Raw genomic sequence first — 20,402 nt, forward strand, 5'->3', positions numbered from 1 at the left:
TCACAAAGCATATATTACGATATAAAACCAAAACACACACTTCTAATTATCATTTATAACTAAAAGCATATATTATAACTTCAATCTATTACAAACCTCATATTTATAAAACATTCGAGCCTCTCACCTGTTATATACTTATCAAAACGTTATATATTTGCATTACAATAAAACAAAAAGAAATAATATAAAGAATAATATCATCAAAATGACAAAATCAATCAGATTCACAAAGATGCACGGTGCCGGAAATGATTACATCTATGTAAACACGATGGTCTATCCGATAGACAATCCCGAGGAATTATCTATCGCATGGAGCAAGCCGCACACAGGCATAGGATCTGATGGTTTGGTCTTGATAGGTTCTTCAGACATCGCCGATTTCAGCATGCATATCTATAATGCGGACGGCTCCGAGGCGATGATGTGCGGAAACGCATCCAGATGTATTGGCAAATATGTCTATGAGGCCGGCCTAACGCAAAAGAACAAGGTCACCTTAGAGACCTTATCAGGTATCAAAGAGCTACAATTGAAAATAGAGCGTGAAGAGGTCACCGAGGTCACGGTAGATATGGGAATGCCTGCCGTAGGCGAGATGGCCTTGGAGGTTGAGGCTGGAGGAGAAATTTACACCGGCACCGTCATCTCTATGGGAAATCCTCACTTGGTTATCTTCGTGGACGAGATGGACCAGGTCGGTCTGGCAAGCGTAGGCCCGTTACTGGAATGCCTCCCGCTTTTTCCGGACCGGACAAACGTGGAGTTCGTGCAGGTGCTAAAGCCGGACGAGGTACGGATGAGGGTGTGGGAACGAGGTTCCGGCATCACACAAGCCTGCGGAACCGGAGCTTGCGCCACCGCCGTGGCCGGGGTCGTACGTGGGAAGACAAAGCGAAAGACGAAGGTCATCATGGATGGGGGCCCTTTAACCATCGAGTGGGACGAGCGAAGCGGTAAGGTCTTTATGACCGGCGGAGCGGTCAACGTGTTCGAGGGATTCATCAAAGTCTGACACGGGGAACAAGACAAAACAACAAAAACAACAACATAAAAACAAAAGAACTGAGTATGGCACTAATTAATGAACATTTCCTGAAACTACAGAACAATTACCTTTTCTCCGACATCGCGAAAAAGGTAAACAGCTTCAAGGTTACCCATCCCAAAGATAAGATCATTCGAATGGGTATTGGTGATGTTACGCAACCACTTGCCCCCGCCGTTATTGAGGCGATGCATAAAGCCGTGGAAGAAATGGCGAGCAAGGATACATTCCACGGATATGGCCCCGAGCAGGGATATCCTTTCCTAATCGACGCTATCATCAAGAACGATTATGCCAGCCGGGGAGTCTTTATCGAACCGAGCGAGGTATTCATCAGCGACGGAGCGAAAAGCGATTGTGGAAATATAGGTGACATGCTCCGCCACGACAATAGTATCGGGGTGACAGACCCCGTATATCCGGCCTACATCGACTCGAACGTAATGAGCGGACGCACCGGGGTATTGGAAAACGGGAAATGGAGCGATGTCGTATACATCCCTTGCACGGAGGAAAACAACTTCGTACCGGATCTGCCCAGTCGCAGGGTGGACATCCTTTACCTCTGCTATCCCAATAACCCGACCGGAACGACCTTGACAAAGGACGAATTGAAGAAATGGGTAAACTATGCCCTTGCCAACGACGTGCTTATCATGTACGACTCCGCTTACGAAGCTTATATACAGGACCCGAATATCCCCCACTCTATCTACGAGATCAAAGGAGCGAAGAAGGTAGCCATCGAATTCCGGAGCTTCTCTAAAACCGCCGGGTTCACGGGGATACGTTGCGGATACACGGTCGTTCCGAAGGAGCTGAACGCCTTCACGCTGGACGGGCAACGGGTACAGTTGAACAAATTATGGAACCGTCGCCAATGCACGAAATTCAACGGAACCAGTTACATAACCCAACGGGGTGCGGAAGCGGTTTATTCCACCGCCGGGAAACTGCAAGTAACAGCTACTATCAATTATTATATGACCAACGCGAAGATCATGAAAGAGGGTCTGCAAAACTGCGGTCTTACGGTGTACGGAGGCGATAACGCCCCATACCTCTGGCTAAAGACCCCGGACAGCCTCTCCTCATGGAAATTCTTTGACAAACTGCTTTATGAAGTCAAGATAGTCGGAACCCCCGGAGTGGGATTCGGACCGAGCGGGGAAGGTTATCTACGCCTCACCGCTTTCGGCGATAGGGATGACACCCTAGAGGCCATGGCTAGGCTGAGGAAGTGGCTAAGATAAGTCATTTACTATAAACAACAATAATCATCAGGTATTATGTCAAAGTTAAGATTTAGAGTCGTAGAATCGGCGTTCGAGAAGAAAGCGACCGAGCTAACCACTCCCGCCGAGAGACCTTCCGAGTATTACGGTGAGTTAGTATTCAACCGTGAGAAGATGTTCAAATATCTTCCAGAGAGAGCGTACGAGAGACTGGTGGACTCCATCGACAACGGTACCCCGCTAGACCGTGAGACAGCGAACGCCGTGGCCTCCGGCATGAAGAAATGGGCGATGGAAAAAGGCGCTACCCACTACACCCACTGGTTCCATCCCTTGACGGAAGGTACCGCCGAGAAGCACGACGCTTTCATCGAGCATGATGGCAAAGGCGGCGTACTTGAGGAGTTCGAGGGGAAACTACTGATCCAGCAAGAGCCGGACGCCTCCAGTTTCCCGAACGGCGGTATCCGCAATACGTTCGAGGCCCGTGGCTACTCGGCTTGGGATCCTTCCTCCCCCGCTTTTATCGTAGGCGACACCCTCTGCATCCCGACGATCTTCATCGCTTACACGGGCGAGTCCCTCGACTACAAAGCTCCCCTGCTAAAAGCCTTGGAAGCCGTAAACAAAGCGGCAGTCGATGTCTGTCACTATTTCAACCCGGCCGTGAAGAAAGTATACGCCTACCTCGGCTGGGAACAGGAATACTTCCTAGTAGACGAGGGCCTGTACGCCGCACGTCCCGATCTGTTGATGACCGGCCGAACCTTGATGGGACATGAAAGCTCCAAGAACCAGCAGTTGGAGGATCATTACTTCGGCGCCATCCCCACCCGTGTCATGGAATTCATGAAAGACCTCGAGGTAGAGGCATTGAGGCTCGGCATTCCCGTAAAGACCCGCCATAACGAGGTCGCCCCGAACCAATTCGAGCTGGCTCCCATTTTCGAGGAATGCAACCTCGCCAATGACCATAACTTACTGATCATGGCCCTGATGCGCAAGATCTCCCGCAAACATGGGTTCCGTGTCCTGTTGCACGAGAAACCGTTCAAAGGCGTGAACGGTTCCGGCAAGCACAATAACTGGTCGCTGGGAACCGATACCGGAATCCTTTTGATGGGATCGGGTAAGACGCCGGAAGACAACCTGCGCTTCGTCACCTTCGTGGTCAACGTACTGAAAGCCGTGTACACCCATAACGCATTGCTGAAGGCCAGCATCTCCAGCGCAACCAACGCCCATCGTCTGGGAGCGAACGAGGCTCCTCCAGCAATCATCTCCAGCTTCTTAGGAGCACAATTATCCAAGGTATTGGAGCATCTGGAGAACAGCGACACGGAGGATTTCAACCTAGCGGGAAAACAAGGCATGAAACTCGATATCGCCCGTATCCCCGAGTTATTGATCGATAACACGGATCGTAACCGTACCTCCCCTTTCGCCTTCACCGGTAATCGTTTCGAGTTCCGTGCCGTAGGTTCCTCCGCGAACTGCGCCGCCGCCATGCTGGTATTGAACGCCACCGTAGCGGATCAGTTGAGGCAGTTCAAGGCCGAGGTAGACGCTAAGATAGCCACCGGAAAGGATAAGTTCGCCGCTATCATCGAGATAATCCGCAAGGATATCAAGGAATGCAAGGCGATCCATTTCGACGGCAATGGCTACAGCGAGGAATGGAAGGCCGAGGCCGTACGCCGGGGCTTGGATTGCGAGACCAGCGTGCCTTTGATCTTCGACGCTTATCTGAAAGATAGCAGTGTCCGCATGTTCGAATCCACAGGAGTCATGACCCGCAAGGAGCTGGAAGCCCGCAACGAGGTCAAATGGGAGATGTACACGAAGAAGATCCAGATCGAGGCACGTGTATTAGGCGACCTAACGATGAACCATATCATCCCGATGGCCATCAAATACCAGTCTTCCTTGATCGACAACGTATATAAGATGCGTGAATTATTCCCCGCAGATAAAGCCGCCCATCTATCCTCCAAGAACATGGAGATCATCGAGGATATAGCGAACCGCACGATCTTCATCAAGGAAAAAGTGGACGAGATGGTCAACGCCCGCAAGATAGCCAACAAGATCGAGAGCGAGCGGGAGAAGGCGATCGCTTACCACGACCGGATCGTCCCGATGATGGAAGCCATCCGTTACCATATCGACAAGTTGGAACTGGTTGTCGATGACCAGATATGGACCTTGCCGAAATACCGTGAGCTTTTATTCATCAGATAGTCTTATTCAGACAGTAGTTTTTTGTTGATTGTTTTGTGTTTACAAGGGGAGGATGCTGCGAAGTATGCCTCTCCTTCTTTTTTATCCCATACAAAATACATACCTTTGGGGCATAAATATATAGGAGGGAAATTGATATGACGACAATAGAGTTACAACAATGGAGAGAAAGCTTTATCGAGAGGTATCTCAATAAAATAGACGATATGGAAACGGTCCTAAAGATCGAGAAATATATGAAACGAATTATGTCCAAGGCGAATGCAGCATCTCCCATTTCATTCAGTTTGAAAGAAGCCAATAGGGAAATAGATATAGCCGAACAGGAGCTAGAAGAAGGTAAAGGCATCAATGAGGATGATATGCACCAATTCTTTGAGACATGGAGAAACAAGCTAAAGTAATCTGGGCACCCCGTGCGAAAAGACAAGCTGATTTAGCCATAGCCTACGGTTTAAAGCATTTTGGGAAACAAGCTGCTCTCAACTTTATCGATAAGTTAGAGAAGAATTGTATCCGGATCAAGAACAATCCTCTTATTGGTACTATAGAAGAGACTTTCGCCGATAGAGACAAGGAATATCGCTCCTTGATCGAGGGACATCATAAACTTATATATACCCAAGAAGGAAAACGTTCCATACGTATCGTATTGTTGTGGGATTGTCGTCAAAACCCCGATAAATTAAGAACATCTATCAGATAAACAATAACAAATATGAATTACGGATTCGTCAAAGTAGCGGCAGCCGTACCACAGGTTAAAGTGGCTAACTGCTTTTATAATATTCAACAGATTGAGGGATTGATGCGCCAAGCGTCCCAAAAAGAGGTCCAGATCATCGCCTTCCCCGAATTATCGGTTACGTCTTATACTTGCATGGATTTGTTCTCGCAAGAGACCTTACTCAGGAACGCCGAGAAAGCCTTGCTGGATTTAGTGAACAACACCGCCGATCTGGATTTACTAACGATCGTAGGTTGCCCGCTTGTCAGCGGGAGCCAACTGATAAACGCCGCCGTCGCTTTCCAACGGGGCGAGATATTGGGGGTAGTGCCCAAAAGTTACCTGCCCAGCTACAAGGAGTTCCAAGAAGAGCGTTGGTTCACGGCCTCTTCACACCTACAGCAATCCATGATCACGATCGGTAACCGGGAAGTGCCGCTGGATTGCTACCTGATCTTCGAGTACGATGAGGTACGTGTGGGTATCGAGATCTGCGAGGATCTTTGGGTTCCCATCCCTCCCAGCTCCGAGCTAGCCATGCAGGGGGCGAACTTGATATTCAATCTATCCGCCAGCAACGAGTTGATCGGTAAGCATGCTTACTTACGATCCTTGATCTGCCAGCAATCCGCACGTTGTATCGCCGGATACGTCTACGCTTCCGCCGGTTTCGGAGAATCCAGTACCGACCTCGTATTCGCGGGAAACGGTATCATAGCGGAGAACGGCACGTTATTAAGGGAATCCGAGCGTTTCTCCATGGAGGAGCAACTCGTTATCAGCGAGATCGATATCCAGAACTTACAGAACGACCGACGGATCAACACCAGTTTCATGCAGGGTTATCTCAACCATAACATGGATAACGGCACCGTAGTCTCATTCAGCCTTCCCAACCGGACACTGGATTTGACCCGGGCAATCGACCCGCATCCCTTTACCCCTTCCGGCGATGCCTTGAAAGAACGTTGCGAGGAAATATTCCATATACAGGTAGCGGGACTCGCCAAGCGCATCCTCCACGCCCACGCCCAAACCGCCGTCGTAGGCATCTCTGGGGGACTGGATTCCACCTTGGCCCTACTGGTCACCGTCATGACCTTCGATGCCTTGAAGATCCCACGGGATAAGATCATCGGCATCACCATGCCCGGCTTCGGAACGACGGATCGTACCTATACCAATGCCTGCGACTTGATACGCTCCCTTGGCGTGACCCTCCGGGAGATCTCCATCAAGGACGCTTGCATCCAACACTTCAAGGATATCAATCACGACATCCATGTACATGACGTGACGTACGAGAACAGCCAAGCCCGTGAGCGTACCCAACTTCTTATGGACGTGGCGAACCAAGCGAACGGCCTCGTGATCGGTACGGGAGACCTCTCGGAGCTTGCCTTGGGCTGGGCTACTTACAATGGCGACCATATGTCTATGTACGGCGTCAACGGTAGCATTCCCAAGACATTGGTTAAATATCTGGTGGAATGGGTGGCCAATAACAAGGTAGACGAGGCTTCCCGCGCCACGTTATTAGATATAGTAGACACTCCGATCAGCCCGGAATTGATTCCCGCCGACGAGCATGGGAATATCAAGCAGAAGACAGAGGATTTGGTAGGCCCGTACGAGCTGCACGATTTCTTCCTCTATCACTTCTTACGCTTCGGAGCCTCACCCGCGAAGATTTATTTCTTGGCGAAGCGGGCATTCGGGGAAACCTACGACGATGCCACCCTCAAGAAATGGCTCCATACCTTCTTCCGCCGCTTCTTCCAGCAACAGTTCAAGCGCAGTTGCCTGCCGGACGGCCCGAAAGTGGGCTCCATCAGCCTCTCCCCCCGCGGAGACTGGCGAATGCCGAGCGACGCGATGGCTACGCTTTGGCTGGATGAGATCGCAGGGCTTTAACATTTTTTCAATGGTATAGTCATAGACGAGGCTCTCTTATGGGCCATAGACGAGACACCTACCCCCATAAGAGAGCCTAATCTATGACCTATGAGAGAGCCTCGTCTCTCACCCGTATTAACCGAGGCCCTAACATAGATCGTAACTAATCGAACTGCGTAATCACCCTGCGAATCCGGGTGAAGCTATCCGTATCCTTCTCCAGTTTATAGATGTGCTTATAGGACAGGGCATCCTGCTCGGTCGGCGAACCATTGATCAAGAGAATATCCCGGTCGTTGGCAAATTTCAAGATCCCCGCCACGTTATTCGGGTGCAGCTTCCCGATCTCATCCATCATGCAATGGAGCCTGAAATCGGAGAATACCGTGGAGGCGTTCCGCTTGAACACGTTCAGCAACATGATATTCACCATGGATTTGACCAAGATATCCGTACCCTCGGAGCCTACGTTCGTAAGACGTTCAACGAAGCCCGTATCATTCCGGTTCTCGATCACCCGGAATTTAAGGTCGAAGAAGTCCGCCAAGCGGATCAAGTTGCCGGAATAAGCGTCCATCGACTTGATCAACTCACGTAGCAACGTCGTCGCCTTCTCCCGGGTAGCCGTATCGTCGGCTGAGGAAGCGAAGAGGTTCTGCCCCAAATCCCAGCTATATTCCTCGTTGAATCGCTTGATCTCCTTCAACAGATTGACGATCTTGTTCTGGCTCGGATCAATACGCATCTCGATACACTGGATAATCCCCACGAAGTTCTTCTCCTTGAAATCGGCGTTGATCTGATCCACCACGCCACGGATATTGCCTTCCTGAGAGACCATGCTTTTCGTGTCCGCCGTAATCTGCCGGAAGATATCGGAGTTGCGGGTATTGATACGCGATTGGTATTCCGAGACCTTATCCTCGTCGATAAACTCCTTCAAGTCGCAAGCGAAATCCATATACTCTTTATCATCCGAGAAGCTCGTCTTGAAGGCGAACACATTATCCTCGGAGAAATTGCCGGTGTAGGCGGTTATCTCCTTGCGCAGCTCGGAAAGCTTCTGGGATTGCTCGCTGACGCGGATCGTGATCTCCCGTACCAAGGAACGGCAATCGCCATCCGTATCGGTACGGTTCATGGAAGAGAAAATGGATTCCCTAGAGGTAAACCAGTCCAACAGGGTAGAGCGGTGATATTCCTCCCGGTTCTCCAACGCTTTCCGGTTGGCCTCCTTCAGCTCCTTCAACTCGGCATCTACCTTGAAGATACTCCGGTTCACGTCCGCCAGACGTTTTTTCAATTCCTCCCGTTCCCCGTGGATGATCTGCTGCAAGCGCAGGCTCTCCGTCGTCCAGTCGGATACCTTATCCAGCATCTCTCGTTTATCTTTCAGATACTCGATAATCAATGCCTTGGTCTCGTTGATATATTTAATCTCCCCACCGATATACGCCAAGCGGGAATGGATCTCCTCCAAACGTTTCGGATCGCCACCACTGGCGGTCAGGCTATCCAATTGCTCCCTGTCATATCCGGATTTGCGCTCTTCCAACTCCGCTTTCTTGCGTGCGATCTCCTCCGAGATAGCTTCCCTTGCGACGGAGAGTTCCTTATCCAAAGCAGCCAACTCATCTTTCTCTTGCTCATCCAAGGAAGCGAGTTCCCGGTCCATCTTACCTTGAAGCGTGGCGATCTCCTGCTGGATCGAGGAAAGGACGGCTTCGGCAGCGTTCAACTCCTCCTCCAAGCGCCGGATCTCCTCCTGCCTCAGACGGGTCGCCTGATCCCGCAAGGCCGACAGACGAGACTCGTCTTCCTTCTTGCGGACCGCCAGTTGCTCCAACTCATATTCCGCATGATAGATATCCTCCTTGATGGGCTTCACCGAGGATTGATATTGCTTGCGAAGATTCTCCTTAGCCGCCTCCAAATCCTGCCGTGCCGTAGCGATAAACCGCTGGATTCCGGCACGTTTTTCCTCGGCCACCTTCTTCTCCGTCAAGTAATCCTCCTTAGTCTTGACATTCCGGTGAATCCCGGAGGTGAAGCGGATTCCATAAAAGGTATCTCCCTCGCCTACCTCCGCCGTAAACTCTTTCCCGTAAAGCAGGCGCTCGTCACACACTTGCCCGATCGTCTGCTCCCAGCCGGGTTTATGCTCGGACAGCCAGTTGAAGAAGCTATCTTTCTGGTTATCCAAGAACTCCGTCAGTTCCACTAGCTTAGCGCTCAGGGCCTCGATCTTCATCTCGTTGGATTCCGCTAGCTTTTGATAATCCTCATCCAAATGCTTCTCGGCGGTCTCGAACTCTTTCGTCTGGTAGTTCAACTCGTACTTCAGCTCACGGATCTTCAGCTCCAAGTCCTTCCGGTTCGCATCGTAATTGCCGAGACGCCCCTTGACCGCCTCCAATTCCTCCGAGGTTCCCGACTGCCCCCGGGCAGTCTTGATACGCATCTTCAAGGCGGCGACCTCCGTCGTACGTTTCTCCCGATCCACCAACAAACGCTCTTTCTCCTCCGAGGCGGCATGGCGCGATTCCTCCCGTAGCCGTCGATAATACTCCCGGCGAGCCTCCCGACGAGCATTGATCTCGGTCTCTGCCGCCAGTAATTGTTTCTGTTTCTCGTTCTCGAAGCCGGCCAACTCGTTCTTCAGATTAGCGATCAAATTGGCGTGCAAGACCGAGGCTTCTTTATTCTTGGAAGAAAGCAAATCTTTCTCCACGACTAAGGATTCCTGTTCCTGCTGCAAGATCTCCAATTTGTTACAACGATCCATCGCCGTCTGGATATCTTTCCCGGCATAGAAAACCCGTTTCGCTTCCGCCTCCGACAAGGCGTTTTTCAGCACGGCCAACTCGCCTTCCATCGTGGCTGTCCGGTTCTTCGATTCAGCGTCTAGCTTATCCCTTTGCTTATAGAAATCCGATTTGACCGCCTCCTGCTCGTGTATCTTCCGGGACAACTCCGGCAAGATACGCTCCGTTTCCAGATAAGCCCCGCGCAATTGGCGGCACAGATCGTTGATCCGTAAATCCCGCTTACGGATATCGTCCGACAAGGTGGAGATCCCGGCGGCCTTCCGCACCATGCCCGGCTCACGGAAAACACCGATATCATTCAGTTGCGCCTCAAAACCGGATAGATGGCTCCGGTAACGGCTCAAGTCGATCACGCTATCCGCCTCGTTCAAAGAGGTGATGATCGTCTGCTTGATATAATCCGCCTCCAAGCGTGAGTTCAGCAAGACGTTCTGGATCGTACGGATGATATTCTGATACGAGCCGCTCTCCATCAAGGAATAACAGGAGTAATCCCGTTTATTATCCGAGTTTCCGTAGAGGATATTCCGGTATTCCTCATACGTGGAGATCGCCCCGCTATACTTGATACCGTTCTTATCGAGCACCGAGCGGATACGATCCGACGGATAAGGCGCTCCCTCCTCGTCGATAAAAAGATCCGGCCGGTACGGAGAGGCGATAAAACGGTAGCAGATACGGTTCATCGTCTTATAGCTAAGTACCGTAAACCAACCATCCTCCCTCGCTACCTCGTAGATGATCGAGGAATCGGCATAAGGGAAATAATAATCCTGATACGACTTCTTCTCGACCGGGATTCCGAGCCGCTGCGTATCGGCGTTGTAAAAGAAAAGGATCGCACGGAGGATCGTACTCTTCCCCACTCCCTGCGTTCCGATTAAATGTATATTTCCATCCAGCTGTACTTCCGAGTAACGGATAGCGGCGCTGTTTATAAATACTATTTTATTGAGATATCTCATCTTCGTTCTTTATGTTAATACTATGGATCATCTTCGTGAGGTAATCCCACGAGGAGAGCACTTTCCACGTCCCGTTCATATCGCTTACGCACTCGATAAAGCCCTCTTTCGTCATCCTGTCCAAGATGGTATCGAGGATATCCTTGCGTTTCTCCTTGCCTCCGGTATGTTTTTTCAACCCGTCCAGCTTCATCTCTAGATCCATGTCGATACGGGAACGTACCAATATCTCCGCCGGCGAGAAGGTGAAACCGGGCCCGAAGGCCGTATCGTACGTACAGAAGAAGTCCATGATATCGATCCAAGCGAAGAAACGCTGGAGCTTTTGCTCCAAGGTAGCCCGGGGCTCCTTGCGGGAGAAGTAAAAGTAATTATTCCCCTGCTCCAACACGAAATTGATATGCGAGAAATAATCACGTAAACGCTCAAAATTATCTTCTACGACCGAGAAGAGTGTCCTCAACTCCTTTACACTTGTATTCGAGCACAGAAAATTACCTTTCGACAGGTAATCATAGATCTGTGCGGTCTGTACCGGTAAATTATCTATCATCCTTATTATTGTTGTTTTATTTTATCCAGTTGTAGAGACGGGGCGTGCCCCGTCTCATCACAGGGGACACGCCCCGTCTCTACAACTAGGTTCTTTGAATAATGGCATATTCTATATGCTCCGTATGCCCAAAACGGTCTGTTATCTCCAACTCATTTTCATAGAGGGAGAGCAAACGGCAAAATAACGTAACCTTCGCCTCGAAATCCATCTCCCGGTTATACTCGTAGCCCATCACGAAAGAGAACAAATCCCCTCCGGTCCGGCTAAAAAGATCCATCATCTTCCGGGTATTGATAGCGGCCTCCCCCACTTCTTGATTCTCCATCTGCTCGGCGGAGATCACGCCTAGCTCCTGCCGGTGGATCGCCTTGTCCGGCCGCATGCCGTCGGCCACCTTCAAGATGACATCCAGCGCCTCGTCCGTTTGCAAATAAGGAATGGAAATCTTGAATAAGGTAGGCTGCACGCCCTCCAATACCACGGAACGCTCCGCATCTACCACCTCCCGTACATTCGTGTTCTCCTGTAACTCAAACTGCTCCCGCAGATATTTGATACGACGCAGCTTACGGGTAAAACCCACCTGCGTACGGATCTGGTTCAAGTAATCAATGATATCCTGTTGGGAATGGATCAAGCTATGGCCAGCGCTCAATAACTCCGTCTTCAACTCACGGGCGATCGTCAACAGCTCCTCGTCCGGGGCTTGGGCGAAAAAGGGAGTCCGTTCCCGATCCAGCAGCTTCTCCACTTCCACGATCAGGCGGTTGATCTCGATTCGTTTAGCGTCCAGATTCTCCAGTTTGGCGATCTTCACCTTATAGCTCGGCTCGTTCTTGAACGTATTATCGATCACCCGTTGCAAGGACACCACGTTACGTACCAAGATCTTCCCGATCTTCCGCAAATGCGCCTTGACCGATCGCAGATAACCCAGCTTACGCAAATCGTTATCCTCCTTGCCATAATAATCGATCAATTGATACACCAACTGGATATTCTCATCGATCACCGAGGTAGAAATCTCCTCATTCGCCTCCAGAAGCAGCTCATAGAAAGAGAGATAATGCTCATCCATCTCGATATAAGGGCCGTTCCTGCGGATCACCTCACGCTCGATCAGGATATTCAATTTATTCTCATCGATAATATCCAACGCATAATCATAGCGAAACGGTAATGATTTTCTTTTCTCAAATAAGACCTCCAATAGGTCCTTTCCCAGATTTAGCGTGTTCGTTATATGGGGTATTGAATTATATATGTACATCCTAAACAATTAAGGACACAAAGGTAATAAAAATACAAGTAACCCTTTTTTCTCCGTGATGAAAAAGGATTTCCATCGTAGTGAAAAAGAGGAAAATCACGAAGAGTTATCAATCCGCCGGATAGACAATTCCCAACTGCCGGCGTACTTCATCGATAATCTCCAATGTAATCAAAGAATTATCAAGGCTATTGATTTCTGACTCCCGCTTGCCAGACAAGACGAGGTTGATAAATTCCGCTACCTCATAATAGTACTCATCCTTATCGGCGACCACGCTTAGGTCTTCCGGAACCGGTTCCGGGCCTTTTCCCATCGCCGGAGCTAAACGGGGAGAATACGTCACTTTACGGATGATATTGATCCGGTCCAAGGTCAAGTTCCCCTCCTCCCCTTGTATCTCGGTAGGCAAGGCGGAGTTGGCGATCTTAGAATAAAGCACCGTGGCGTTCATCCCCTCATACAAGAAATTCACGGCCCCTTGCCCGTCCGCTCCTGAGGACAGGACTATGCCCGAGGCGTCTATCTTCTTTGGGCGACCAAACAAGACAACCATCGGATAGACCGTATAAATACCGATATCCATCATGGCCCCATTAGACAACTCCGGCTTGAAAGCGTTCAACACGATTCCTTCCTTGAACTTATCATAACGGGAGGAATACTGGCAATAGCAGGCGAAATAACGACGAACCGTACCTACACGCCCAAGATTCTCTCGCACGGCAAGAAAGTTCGGCGTAAGCGTAGGCTTCATCGCCTCCATCAACGTGACATTATATGTACGGGAAGCCTCGATCATCGCACGTACTTCTTTCGCATTGGAAGCGAAGGGTTTCTCGCAAAGAACATGCTTGCCATAGCTCATGCAAAGAATACTCTGGGAGGCATGAAGGAAGTTCGGGGAGGCAATATACACAGCGTCGATCAACGGGCTTTTCGCCATCTCCTCCAAGGAGGTAAACGTATACGGTATATTATGTTTCGAGGCGAAAGCATCCGCCGTCTCCTGAGTTCTCGAATATACAGCTACCAGTTCAAAACGCTCATCCTGCCGGGCTCCGGCAATTACCCAATCACTTATGAAATTGGTTCCGACTACACCAAAACGTACTTTATCCATATTCTATCGTATTATGTTCTTTATTTACAAATGTACGATTTCTGTTTAACATAAATACTCCGTGGAAATGTTATTGTATCTATAAAAAGGATAAGTCACAGGAACTTTTTCGCGACGACGCTGTTTAATCTATACAATTTAAAACCGTTTTAAAACTAAATCAAGTATGAAAAGAATTGTATCTTTTATCGTCGTTCTCGCTGTCGCTATGTGCGGAATGACACAAGTAATGGCTCAAAAATCGATAACAAAGGAAGCCAAAAAAGTAGAGAGAGAAATCAAGAAACAAGAGCGTCTGGCACAAGATGCCGTAGAAGGCCAAGAAGAGTTTAACGCCGCTGTACAAGCTATCAACAACCAATCATTCGTATTGGAGGCTAACAACATACAACCGATGAACGGACAGGTATTCTACGTAAATTCAAATACGAACTTCGTATCTTTGAATGACGGACAGGCTATGGTCCAGATCGCATCCAACTCTCCGTATCCCGGTCCTAACGGATTAGGTGGTATCACCGTACAAGGTAGCGCCTCCAATATCCAGACCAAGCAGGATGACAAGGGCAATGTTTATCTGAACATGAACGTACAGGGTGTGTTTATCTCCGCTACCGTTAGCTTGATGCTTACCAACGGAACAAACAACGCAACCGTTACCGTAGACCCGAACTTCTCCGGTAGAAACTTGAGAATGACCGGTACCCTACTTCCGTACTCACAATCGAACATTTTCCAGGGAACAACATATTAATCATGTCCAACTTTTCTATAATAAGGAAGGCGGTGCTCCGTGAGGAACATCGCCTTCGAACTATTTATAGATAGCCTTATCTCTTATTTACGGAAAGGAGCCTTTACCACTTGAGCCTTCAAGTTCTTATTACGCACCTTGATAAAGATATCCGTACCAGCTTTCGCAAACTCAGGTTTCACGTATCCCATACCGATCCCCTTCTTCAATACCGGAGACATCGTACCGGAAGTAACCACGCCAATTACATTCCCTTCCGCATCGGCGATCTCATAGCCATGACGGGGAATTCCCTTTTCCTGCAACTCGAAAGCACACAACTTACGGGTTACGCCCTCTTTCTTCTGACGCTCCAATTCCGCACGATTCGTAAAGTTCTTACCCTCGGCGAACTTCGTGATCCAGCCTAAACCAGCCTCGATCGGAGAAGTCGTATCATCCAAATCATTTCCATACAGACAGAAGCCCATCTCAAGACGAAGCGTATCGCGTGCTCCCAAACCGATCGGCTTGATGCCTTCTGGCTTACCAGCCTCGAATATAGCGTTCCAGATCGTCATCGCATCACTCGGATAGAAATACAACTCGAAGCCACCCGCACCGGTATACCCCGTGTTGGAGATAATCACGTTCTTGCAACCGGCGAACTCACCCGTCACAAATGAATAGTAAGGAATAGAAGATAAATCAACCGGAGTAAGACGTTGAAGAACCTCCTGTGCTTTCGGTCCTTGGATAGCCAATTGAGCCGTACGGTCGGAAGAATTCTCCAATTCGGCACCTACCGTATTATGGCTTACGCACCATTCCCAATCCTTATCGATATTACCGGCGTTTACGACCAGCAAATATTTCTCCGGCTCGTAATGATATACCAAAAGGTCATCCACGATACCTCCCTTGTCGTTCGGGAAGCAAGTATATTGAGCCTTACCAAGCGGCAAGACAGAAGCGTCGTTAGAAGTTACGCTTTGAATGAAAGCCAAGGCGTTCGGGCCTTTTACCCAAAACTCGCCCATGTGGGAAACATCAAACACACCTACACCATTCACTACAGTCATGTGTTCGTCGATAATTCCGGAATATTCGATAGGCATATTGAAACCTGCGAATTCGTGCATCTTTGCGCCCAACGCGATATGCACGTCGGTAAACGGAGTTGTTTTCATGTAATTATTGCATTTAAGATTTACGAGCCGATAGCTCTATGATTTTTATAACTGTTTCCATACTCTTCTCCAACGAACGAACGGGCAAGAACTCATAACGTCCGTGGAAATTCAGGCCTCCCGCGAAAATATTCGGGCAAGGCAATCCCATAAACGACAGGCGGGCACCATCCGTACCTCCCCGGATCGGTTTCACGATCGGTTCTACCCCAACGGAGGTCATCGCCTCAAACGCCAAATCAACGATATGTTTCTGGGGCTCCACAACCTCGCGCATATTGTAATATTGATCCCGAAGCTCTAAATGCGCACATCCCGGATGCGCTTCATTCATCTTATCAACCAACGTACGAAGCAATTCTTTCTTCTCCTCGAACAACTTCCGGTCATGGTCACGGATGATGTAAGATAGAGTAGCTTCCTCGACTGAACCGGTCATACCGGTCAAATGGAAGAATCCCTCATAACCAGTCGTATGCTCCGGACGTTGCTCGGCCGGCAACCAAGAAGCAAACTCGATCGCACGCAAGGAAGCGTTTTGCATCTTATCCTTGGCGTATCCCGGATGTACGTTCAAGCCCTTGAAGATAATCTTAGCGCCGGCGGCATTGAAATTCTCATATTCCAACTCACCGATTTGTCCACCGTCAATCGTATATCCCCAATCACAACCGAACTTCTCCACGTCGAAATGATCGGCACCTTGTCCGATTTCCTCATCCGGGGTAAAAGCGATACGGATCTTACCGTGCTTGATCTCCGGATGATCCTTCAAATATTGCATAGAGGCGACGATAGCGGCTACACCTCCCTTATCATCGGCACCTAATAAAGTCTTACCATTCGTTACGATAATATCCTGTCCCTTATAATCTGAAAGCTCAGGGAACATCGATTGAGATAGTACAACATTTTCTTCCGCATCCAAGACAATATCACCACCCAGATAAGTCACGATACGAGGTTGAACATTCTTACCCGACATATCCGGACTCGTATCCAAATGAGCGATAAAACCGATAGTCGGGATTTTCTCGTCCGTATTAGCCGGCAGAGTAGCCATTACATAACTATTCTCATCCAAGGAGATCTCCTCCATACCAATCGCTTCCAATTCCTTCACCAAAGCCTCGGCAAAGACACGTTGTCCCGGCGTACTAGGAGTCGTACCCGTCTCCTCGTTCGACTGGGTATCGAACGTAACGTACTTTAAAAATCTATCTAAAACTGTCATAACTCACTCTTTTTAGCCATTAAAACATTGCAGGCATAAAAGTAGGTAAAGCAGGTTACATAACAAAAAAATAGCGAAACAAATTGTTTCGCTATTCCATATTATCTCAAAAAATGTCATCAAAAACAGCTTGAACCATCAAAGCAATGCGTACAAACCTTACACTTAGGCAAGCCGATCGCCTCCACCAAGGTTTCCAGCGTATTAAACTTCAAGGAACTCAACCCGAAACGCTCGGCGATAATTCCGACCATCTTCTTATATTCCGGAGAGTCTGTCGTAGCATATTTATCCAGATTCTTATTCTCATCCCCTTCCAATTCCTTGATAATCTGACGAGTTATCAACTCCAAAGGACTCTTGGAAGAAGTAAAACCGATAAACGGGCAACTATAAATCAATGGAGGGCAAGCGATACGCATATGTACCTCTTTCGCCCCATAATCATATAAGATCTTCACGTTATCACGAAGCTGTGTACCACGCACGATCGAGTCGTCGCAGAAAAGGATGCGTCTGCCTTCCAGCATCGCACGGTTCGGTATCAATTTCATCTTAGCCACCAAGGAACGCATCTCTTGGTTAGCTGGGGTAAAACTACGAGGCCACGTCGGTGTATACTTAGCGATAGCCCGATGATAAGGCACCCCCTTACCTTCCGCATACCCCAAAGCCATACCCACACCGGAGTCCGGTATACCACAAGCGCAATCCACCTCCGAGTCATCCTTCTGCCCCATCTTATAGCCACTCATAAACCGGACATCTTCCACGTTCTTTCCCTCATAGCAAGAAACAGGGAATCCATAATATACCCAAAGGAAAGAGCAGATCTGCATCCCTTCATTCGGTTTACGCATCTGCTCCATACCATCGGCACGCAACCGGACGATCTCGCCCGGGCCTATAAATTTCTCGATCTCATAATCCAAGTTCGGAAGACTGCTGGACTCGCTGGTCGCCGCATAAGCCCCGTCTTTCCTTCCGATTACGATCGGCGTACGCCCCCATTTGTCACGGGCAGCGATAATACCATCCTCCGTCAGGAGCAACATGGAGCAAGAGCCCTTTATCTTATTGTAAACATTCTCAATGCCCTCCACGAAGTCCTTACCTTGTGTAATCAGCAAAGCGACTAACTCCGTCTGATTCGTTTTTCCTGAACTCAATTCCGAAAAATGCATATTCGCCTTCAATAACTCATCCTCCAATTCGTCCAAGTTATTGATCTTCGCCACCGTCACGATCGCGAATTTTCCTAAGTGAGAGTTGATAACGATTGGCTGCGCATCCGTATCGCTGATAATACCGACCCCGGCATTTCCTTTGAATTTAGGAAGCCCCGGTTCAAACTTGGTGCGGAAATAAGAATTCTCCAGATTGTGGATCGAACGCGTAAATCCTTCTTCCTTATCGTACGTAGCCATACCGCCTCTGCGGGTTCCTAGATGAGAATTGTAGTCCGTACCATAGAATAAATCCGTAATACAGTCTCCATTAGAAATAGTTCCGAAAAAACCACCCATTGTTTTTTATGTTTGTATTTATGTTTGAGACCGCAAAGTTACAAGTTTATTTATATATGTTCCAAAATTTACTTCATAACGTTTATTATCATCGGCAATAAAAAAAGGATACCCCTTTTCGGGATATCCTTTTCCTTATTCTTTGGTCGCAGAAACTTAAGCCTCAGCAACAACTTCTTTTACAGAAACGAATGATCTGTTTTCTTTTCCTCTACGGAAAGTAACAACGCCATCTACCAACGCATACAACGTATGATCCTTACCGATACCTACGTTCTCGCCCGGATGATGAACCGTACCTCTTTGACGAACGATGATGTTACCAGCTTTAGCAACCTCACCACCAAAAAGCTTAACACCTAATCTTTTACTTTGTGATTCACGGCCGTTCTTAGAACTACCCACACCTTTCTTATGTGCCATTTCTTTTCTTCTCCTTTAAACGTTAAGCAATAACTTCTTTAATACTCACCTCAGTGAACTGCTGACGGTGACCGTTCAATTTACGGTAACCTTTTCTTCTCTTCTTGTGGAATACCAGCACCTTGTCACCTTTTACCAGCGGAGATAATACCTCACATACTACCTTTGCGCCTTCTACAGTAGGAACACCCACTGTTACCTCACCGTTGTTATCTACTAACAACACCTTGTCAAACTCCACAACAGCACCGCTTTCTGCGTTCTGAATGTGATGAACGAACAATTTCTTGCCTTGCTCAGCCTTGAACTGTTGTCCGTTAATTTCTACGATTACGTACATCTGTCTTAAAATCTTTTAAACAGGTTAGGTTCCGGGGGTGGGCTCCGTCTCCGGCTCCACTTATTTACCCTCTGCGGAAAATCGAGTGCAAAGATAGAGGTTTTTATTTAAAGGACAAGGGAGAAGAGGAGAAAAAACATCATAAAATAACAATCGCCTTCAATCTATTATAGATCGCAAATAACACAGGGACCTTTGAGATAAGCTCGTTCAATATAGAAACAACATCATTTTCTAATAGGGGATAATCATGGGCGATCTCGTTTCGAAGCTCACGGATATAATTCCACTCCTCCGCCTTATCTATCAATCGATAGCGTTCTAAAAGATTTAACAGGTCACGCATAGGAAGAGAGCTAACATCCTCATCCAGATATTCCAATAGATTCCGGAATATTTTGGCCCCCATAGCATCTTGAAGCTTGGAAAAACGAAAGATAAATTGATCTAAACAACGGATTTGCTCACTATTCAAGCCTACATAATCCTCCACCGACATCGGTAAAAGATCAGTCAACTCATCCAACGCCTCTTCTATACGCAGTATATGTCGATCGCAAATCTCAAACTCCCGATTCAGACGCTGTTCTAATTCTTGCTTTTTATTTGTCATACCAAACGTATTCCGGTCATTAATGCTTCCCTTGCTACCGGTGAGTCCTCGTGATCACCTATTATATCGATCTTCTGATCTCCCAAAAAGTATTTCAAACGAGCCAACATCCTGATACGAGCCAATACGCCTTTTCGCTCCGAGGAACCACGTACAAGCAAATCAATATCCCCTCCTTTCTTCTCATCATTTATACGAGAACCAAAGAGATAGATCTCCACTCCCTCACCATATATTTCCTTAGCGACACGAAGTATTACTTGTATTTCTTTTTTACTTAAACGCATATACAAAAACATACATTATTCTTAAGTACAAAGATAGGCCATTAAATGAGACAGAGCAAATAATGAACAAACTTTTACACATACAGAACTGTACACTAAAAAAACATGTATAAAACGACGGGGATATCGAGCTTTTTACTACCTTTGCTACTAACAATATATTA

At 48.1% G+C, this 20,402-nt stretch carries 18 protein-coding genes; 7 read left to right on the top strand and 11 right to left on the bottom strand.

Annotated elements, in window-relative coordinates; translation table 11 throughout:
• The first annotated feature begins 208 nt into the window (after positions 1-208).
• From dapF to DWY79_RS00490, 6 genes are all read left to right on the top strand, one after another.
• Positions 209-1,018: a diaminopimelate epimerase gene (gene dapF, locus DWY79_RS00465; RefSeq protein WP_005861939.1), complete on the top strand. Its 810-nt coding sequence runs from the start codon at positions 209-211 to the stop codon at positions 1,016-1,018.
• Positions 1,019-1,074: 56 nt separating this feature from the next.
• Positions 1,075-2,304 carry an LL-diaminopimelate aminotransferase gene (locus DWY79_RS00470; RefSeq protein ID WP_122368671.1) on the top strand — a complete coding sequence of 410 codons (1,230 nt, stop codon included), beginning with the start codon at positions 1,075-1,077 and terminating at the stop codon, positions 2,302-2,304.
• A 36-nt stretch (positions 2,305-2,340) separates the two neighbouring features.
• Positions 2,341-4,527: a glutamine synthetase III gene (locus tag DWY79_RS00475; protein ID WP_122368672.1), complete on the top strand. Its 2,187-nt coding sequence runs from the start codon at positions 2,341-2,343 to the stop codon at positions 4,525-4,527.
• 137 nt (positions 4,528-4,664) lie between these two features.
• A complete protein-coding gene (locus DWY79_RS00480) occupies positions 4,665-4,931 on the top strand; it encodes a hypothetical protein (protein ID WP_005866038.1) in 267 nt (88 codons plus the stop codon).
• The gene (locus DWY79_RS00485; protein WP_122368673.1) at positions 4,910-5,233 is read left to right on the top strand and encodes a type II toxin-antitoxin system RelE/ParE family toxin; all 324 of its coding nucleotides are present in this window, start codon (positions 4,910-4,912) and stop codon (positions 5,231-5,233) included. Before DWY79_RS00480 ends, DWY79_RS00485 begins: the two co-directional genes overlap by 22 nt.
• A gap of 12 nt (positions 5,234-5,245) precedes the next feature.
• Positions 5,246-7,168 (top strand): NAD(+) synthase, encoded by a 1,923-nt coding sequence (locus tag DWY79_RS00490; RefSeq protein ID WP_122368674.1) that lies wholly within the window; start codon positions 5,246-5,248, stop codon positions 7,166-7,168.
• Between the two features lie 145 nt (positions 7,169-7,313).
• Here DWY79_RS00490 and DWY79_RS00495 read toward each other — a convergent pair whose 3' ends face one another.
• The 4 genes from DWY79_RS00495 to DWY79_RS00510 form a co-directional block, all read right to left on the bottom strand.
• Positions 7,314-10,943, bottom strand: coding sequence for an ATP-binding protein (locus DWY79_RS00495; protein ID WP_122368675.1), 3,630 nt, complete (start codon positions 10,941-10,943; stop codon positions 7,314-7,316).
• Positions 10,927-11,496 carry a hypothetical protein gene (locus tag DWY79_RS00500; RefSeq protein WP_005866029.1) on the bottom strand — a complete coding sequence of 190 codons (570 nt, stop codon included), beginning with the start codon at positions 11,494-11,496 and terminating at the stop codon, positions 10,927-10,929. The genes DWY79_RS00495 and DWY79_RS00500 overlap by 17 nt, the downstream gene beginning before the upstream one ends.
• 85 nt (positions 11,497-11,581) lie before the next feature.
• The gene (locus DWY79_RS00505) at positions 11,582-12,769 is read right to left on the bottom strand and encodes a hypothetical protein (RefSeq protein ID WP_122368676.1); all 1,188 of its coding nucleotides are present in this window, start codon (positions 12,767-12,769) and stop codon (positions 11,582-11,584) included.
• A 109-nt stretch (positions 12,770-12,878) separates the two neighbouring features.
• Complete coding sequence (locus DWY79_RS00510; RefSeq protein ID WP_005861919.1) at positions 12,879-13,892, bottom strand: Gfo/Idh/MocA family protein; 1,014 nt, start codon at positions 13,890-13,892, stop codon at positions 12,879-12,881.
• Between the two features lie 166 nt (positions 13,893-14,058).
• Here DWY79_RS00510 and DWY79_RS00515 point away from each other — a divergent pair, with 166 nt between their 5' ends.
• The gene (locus DWY79_RS00515; protein WP_005861917.1) at positions 14,059-14,646 is read left to right on the top strand and encodes a DUF4251 domain-containing protein; all 588 of its coding nucleotides are present in this window, start codon (positions 14,059-14,061) and stop codon (positions 14,644-14,646) included.
• An 83-nt stretch (positions 14,647-14,729) separates the two neighbouring features.
• Here DWY79_RS00515 and gcvT read toward each other — a convergent pair whose 3' ends face one another.
• The 7 genes from gcvT to DWY79_RS00550 all read right to left on the bottom strand — a co-directional run bounded on the left by gcvT (position 14,730) and on the right by DWY79_RS00550 (position 20,238).
• A complete protein-coding gene (gene gcvT, locus DWY79_RS00520; RefSeq protein ID WP_057326408.1) occupies positions 14,730-15,815 on the bottom strand; it encodes a glycine cleavage system aminomethyltransferase GcvT in 1,086 nt (361 codons plus the stop codon).
• Between the two features lie 13 nt (positions 15,816-15,828).
• Positions 15,829-17,049: a peptidase T gene (pepT, locus tag DWY79_RS00525; RefSeq protein WP_005861913.1), complete on the bottom strand. Its 1,221-nt coding sequence runs from the start codon at positions 17,047-17,049 to the stop codon at positions 15,829-15,831.
• A gap of 119 nt (positions 17,050-17,168) precedes the next feature.
• A complete protein-coding gene (locus tag DWY79_RS00530) occupies positions 17,169-18,575 on the bottom strand; it encodes an amidophosphoribosyltransferase (protein ID WP_121772754.1) in 1,407 nt (468 codons plus the stop codon).
• A gap of 156 nt (positions 18,576-18,731) precedes the next feature.
• On the bottom strand, positions 18,732-18,998 hold the full coding sequence (gene rpmA / locus DWY79_RS00535) for a 50S ribosomal protein L27 (RefSeq protein ID WP_005861909.1): 267 nt from the start codon (positions 18,996-18,998) through the stop codon (positions 18,732-18,734).
• A gap of 22 nt (positions 18,999-19,020) precedes the next feature.
• Complete coding sequence (gene rplU / locus DWY79_RS00540) at positions 19,021-19,338, bottom strand: 50S ribosomal protein L21 (RefSeq protein ID WP_005861907.1); 318 nt, start codon at positions 19,336-19,338, stop codon at positions 19,021-19,023.
• 139 nt (positions 19,339-19,477) lie between these two features.
• A complete protein-coding gene (locus DWY79_RS00545; RefSeq protein ID WP_036617507.1) occupies positions 19,478-19,951 on the bottom strand; it encodes a hypothetical protein in 474 nt (157 codons plus the stop codon).
• Positions 19,948-20,238 (bottom strand): nucleotidyltransferase domain-containing protein, encoded by a 291-nt coding sequence (locus DWY79_RS00550; protein ID WP_036617544.1) that lies wholly within the window; start codon positions 20,236-20,238, stop codon positions 19,948-19,950. Before DWY79_RS00550 ends, DWY79_RS00545 begins: the two co-directional genes overlap by 4 nt.
• Between the last annotated feature and the right edge of the window lie 164 nt (positions 20,239-20,402).

Origin of the sequence: Parabacteroides sp. AF27-14, assembly GCF_003635425.1 — a bacterium.
GTDB classification, from domain to species: domain Bacteria; phylum Bacteroidota; class Bacteroidia; order Bacteroidales; family Tannerellaceae; genus Parabacteroides; species Parabacteroides distasonis.

Coding starts and splice junctions, on each gene's coding strand:
- dapF (WP_005861939.1), top strand. CDS start 209: ATGACAAAATCAATCAGATTCACAAAGATGCACGGTGCCGGAAATGAT.
- DWY79_RS00470 (WP_122368671.1), top strand. CDS start 1,075: ATGGCACTAATTAATGAACATTTCCTGAAACTACAGAACAATTACCTT.
- DWY79_RS00475 (WP_122368672.1), top strand. CDS start 2,341: ATGTCAAAGTTAAGATTTAGAGTCGTAGAATCGGCGTTCGAGAAGAAA.
- DWY79_RS00480 (WP_005866038.1), top strand. CDS start 4,665: ATGACGACAATAGAGTTACAACAATGGAGAGAAAGCTTTATCGAGAGG.
- DWY79_RS00485 (WP_122368673.1), top strand. CDS start 4,910: ATGGAGAAACAAGCTAAAGTAATCTGGGCACCCCGTGCGAAAAGACAA.
- DWY79_RS00490 (WP_122368674.1), top strand. CDS start 5,246: ATGAATTACGGATTCGTCAAAGTAGCGGCAGCCGTACCACAGGTTAAA.
- DWY79_RS00495 (WP_122368675.1), bottom strand. CDS start 10,943: ATGAGATATCTCAATAAAATAGTATTTATAAACAGCGCCGCTATCCGT.
- DWY79_RS00500 (WP_005866029.1), bottom strand. CDS start 11,496: ATGATAGATAATTTACCGGTACAGACCGCACAGATCTATGATTACCTG.
- DWY79_RS00505 (WP_122368676.1), bottom strand. CDS start 12,769: ATGTACATATATAATTCAATACCCCATATAACGAACACGCTAAATCTG.
- DWY79_RS00510 (WP_005861919.1), bottom strand. CDS start 13,892: ATGGATAAAGTACGTTTTGGTGTAGTCGGAACCAATTTCATAAGTGAT.
- DWY79_RS00515 (WP_005861917.1), top strand. CDS start 14,059: ATGAAAAGAATTGTATCTTTTATCGTCGTTCTCGCTGTCGCTATGTGC.
- gcvT (WP_057326408.1), bottom strand. CDS start 15,815: ATGAAAACAACTCCGTTTACCGACGTGCATATCGCGTTGGGCGCAAAG.
- pepT (WP_005861913.1), bottom strand. CDS start 17,049: ATGACAGTTTTAGATAGATTTTTAAAGTACGTTACGTTCGATACCCAG.
- DWY79_RS00530 (WP_121772754.1), bottom strand. CDS start 18,575: ATGGGTGGTTTTTTCGGAACTATTTCTAATGGAGACTGTATTACGGAT.
- rpmA (WP_005861909.1), bottom strand. CDS start 18,998: ATGGCACATAAGAAAGGTGTGGGTAGTTCTAAGAACGGCCGTGAATCA.
- rplU (WP_005861907.1), bottom strand. CDS start 19,338: ATGTACGTAATCGTAGAAATTAACGGACAACAGTTCAAGGCTGAGCAA.
- DWY79_RS00545 (WP_036617507.1), bottom strand. CDS start 19,951: ATGACAAATAAAAAGCAAGAATTAGAACAGCGTCTGAATCGGGAGTTT.
- DWY79_RS00550 (WP_036617544.1), bottom strand. CDS start 20,238: ATGCGTTTAAGTAAAAAAGAAATACAAGTAATACTTCGTGTCGCTAAG.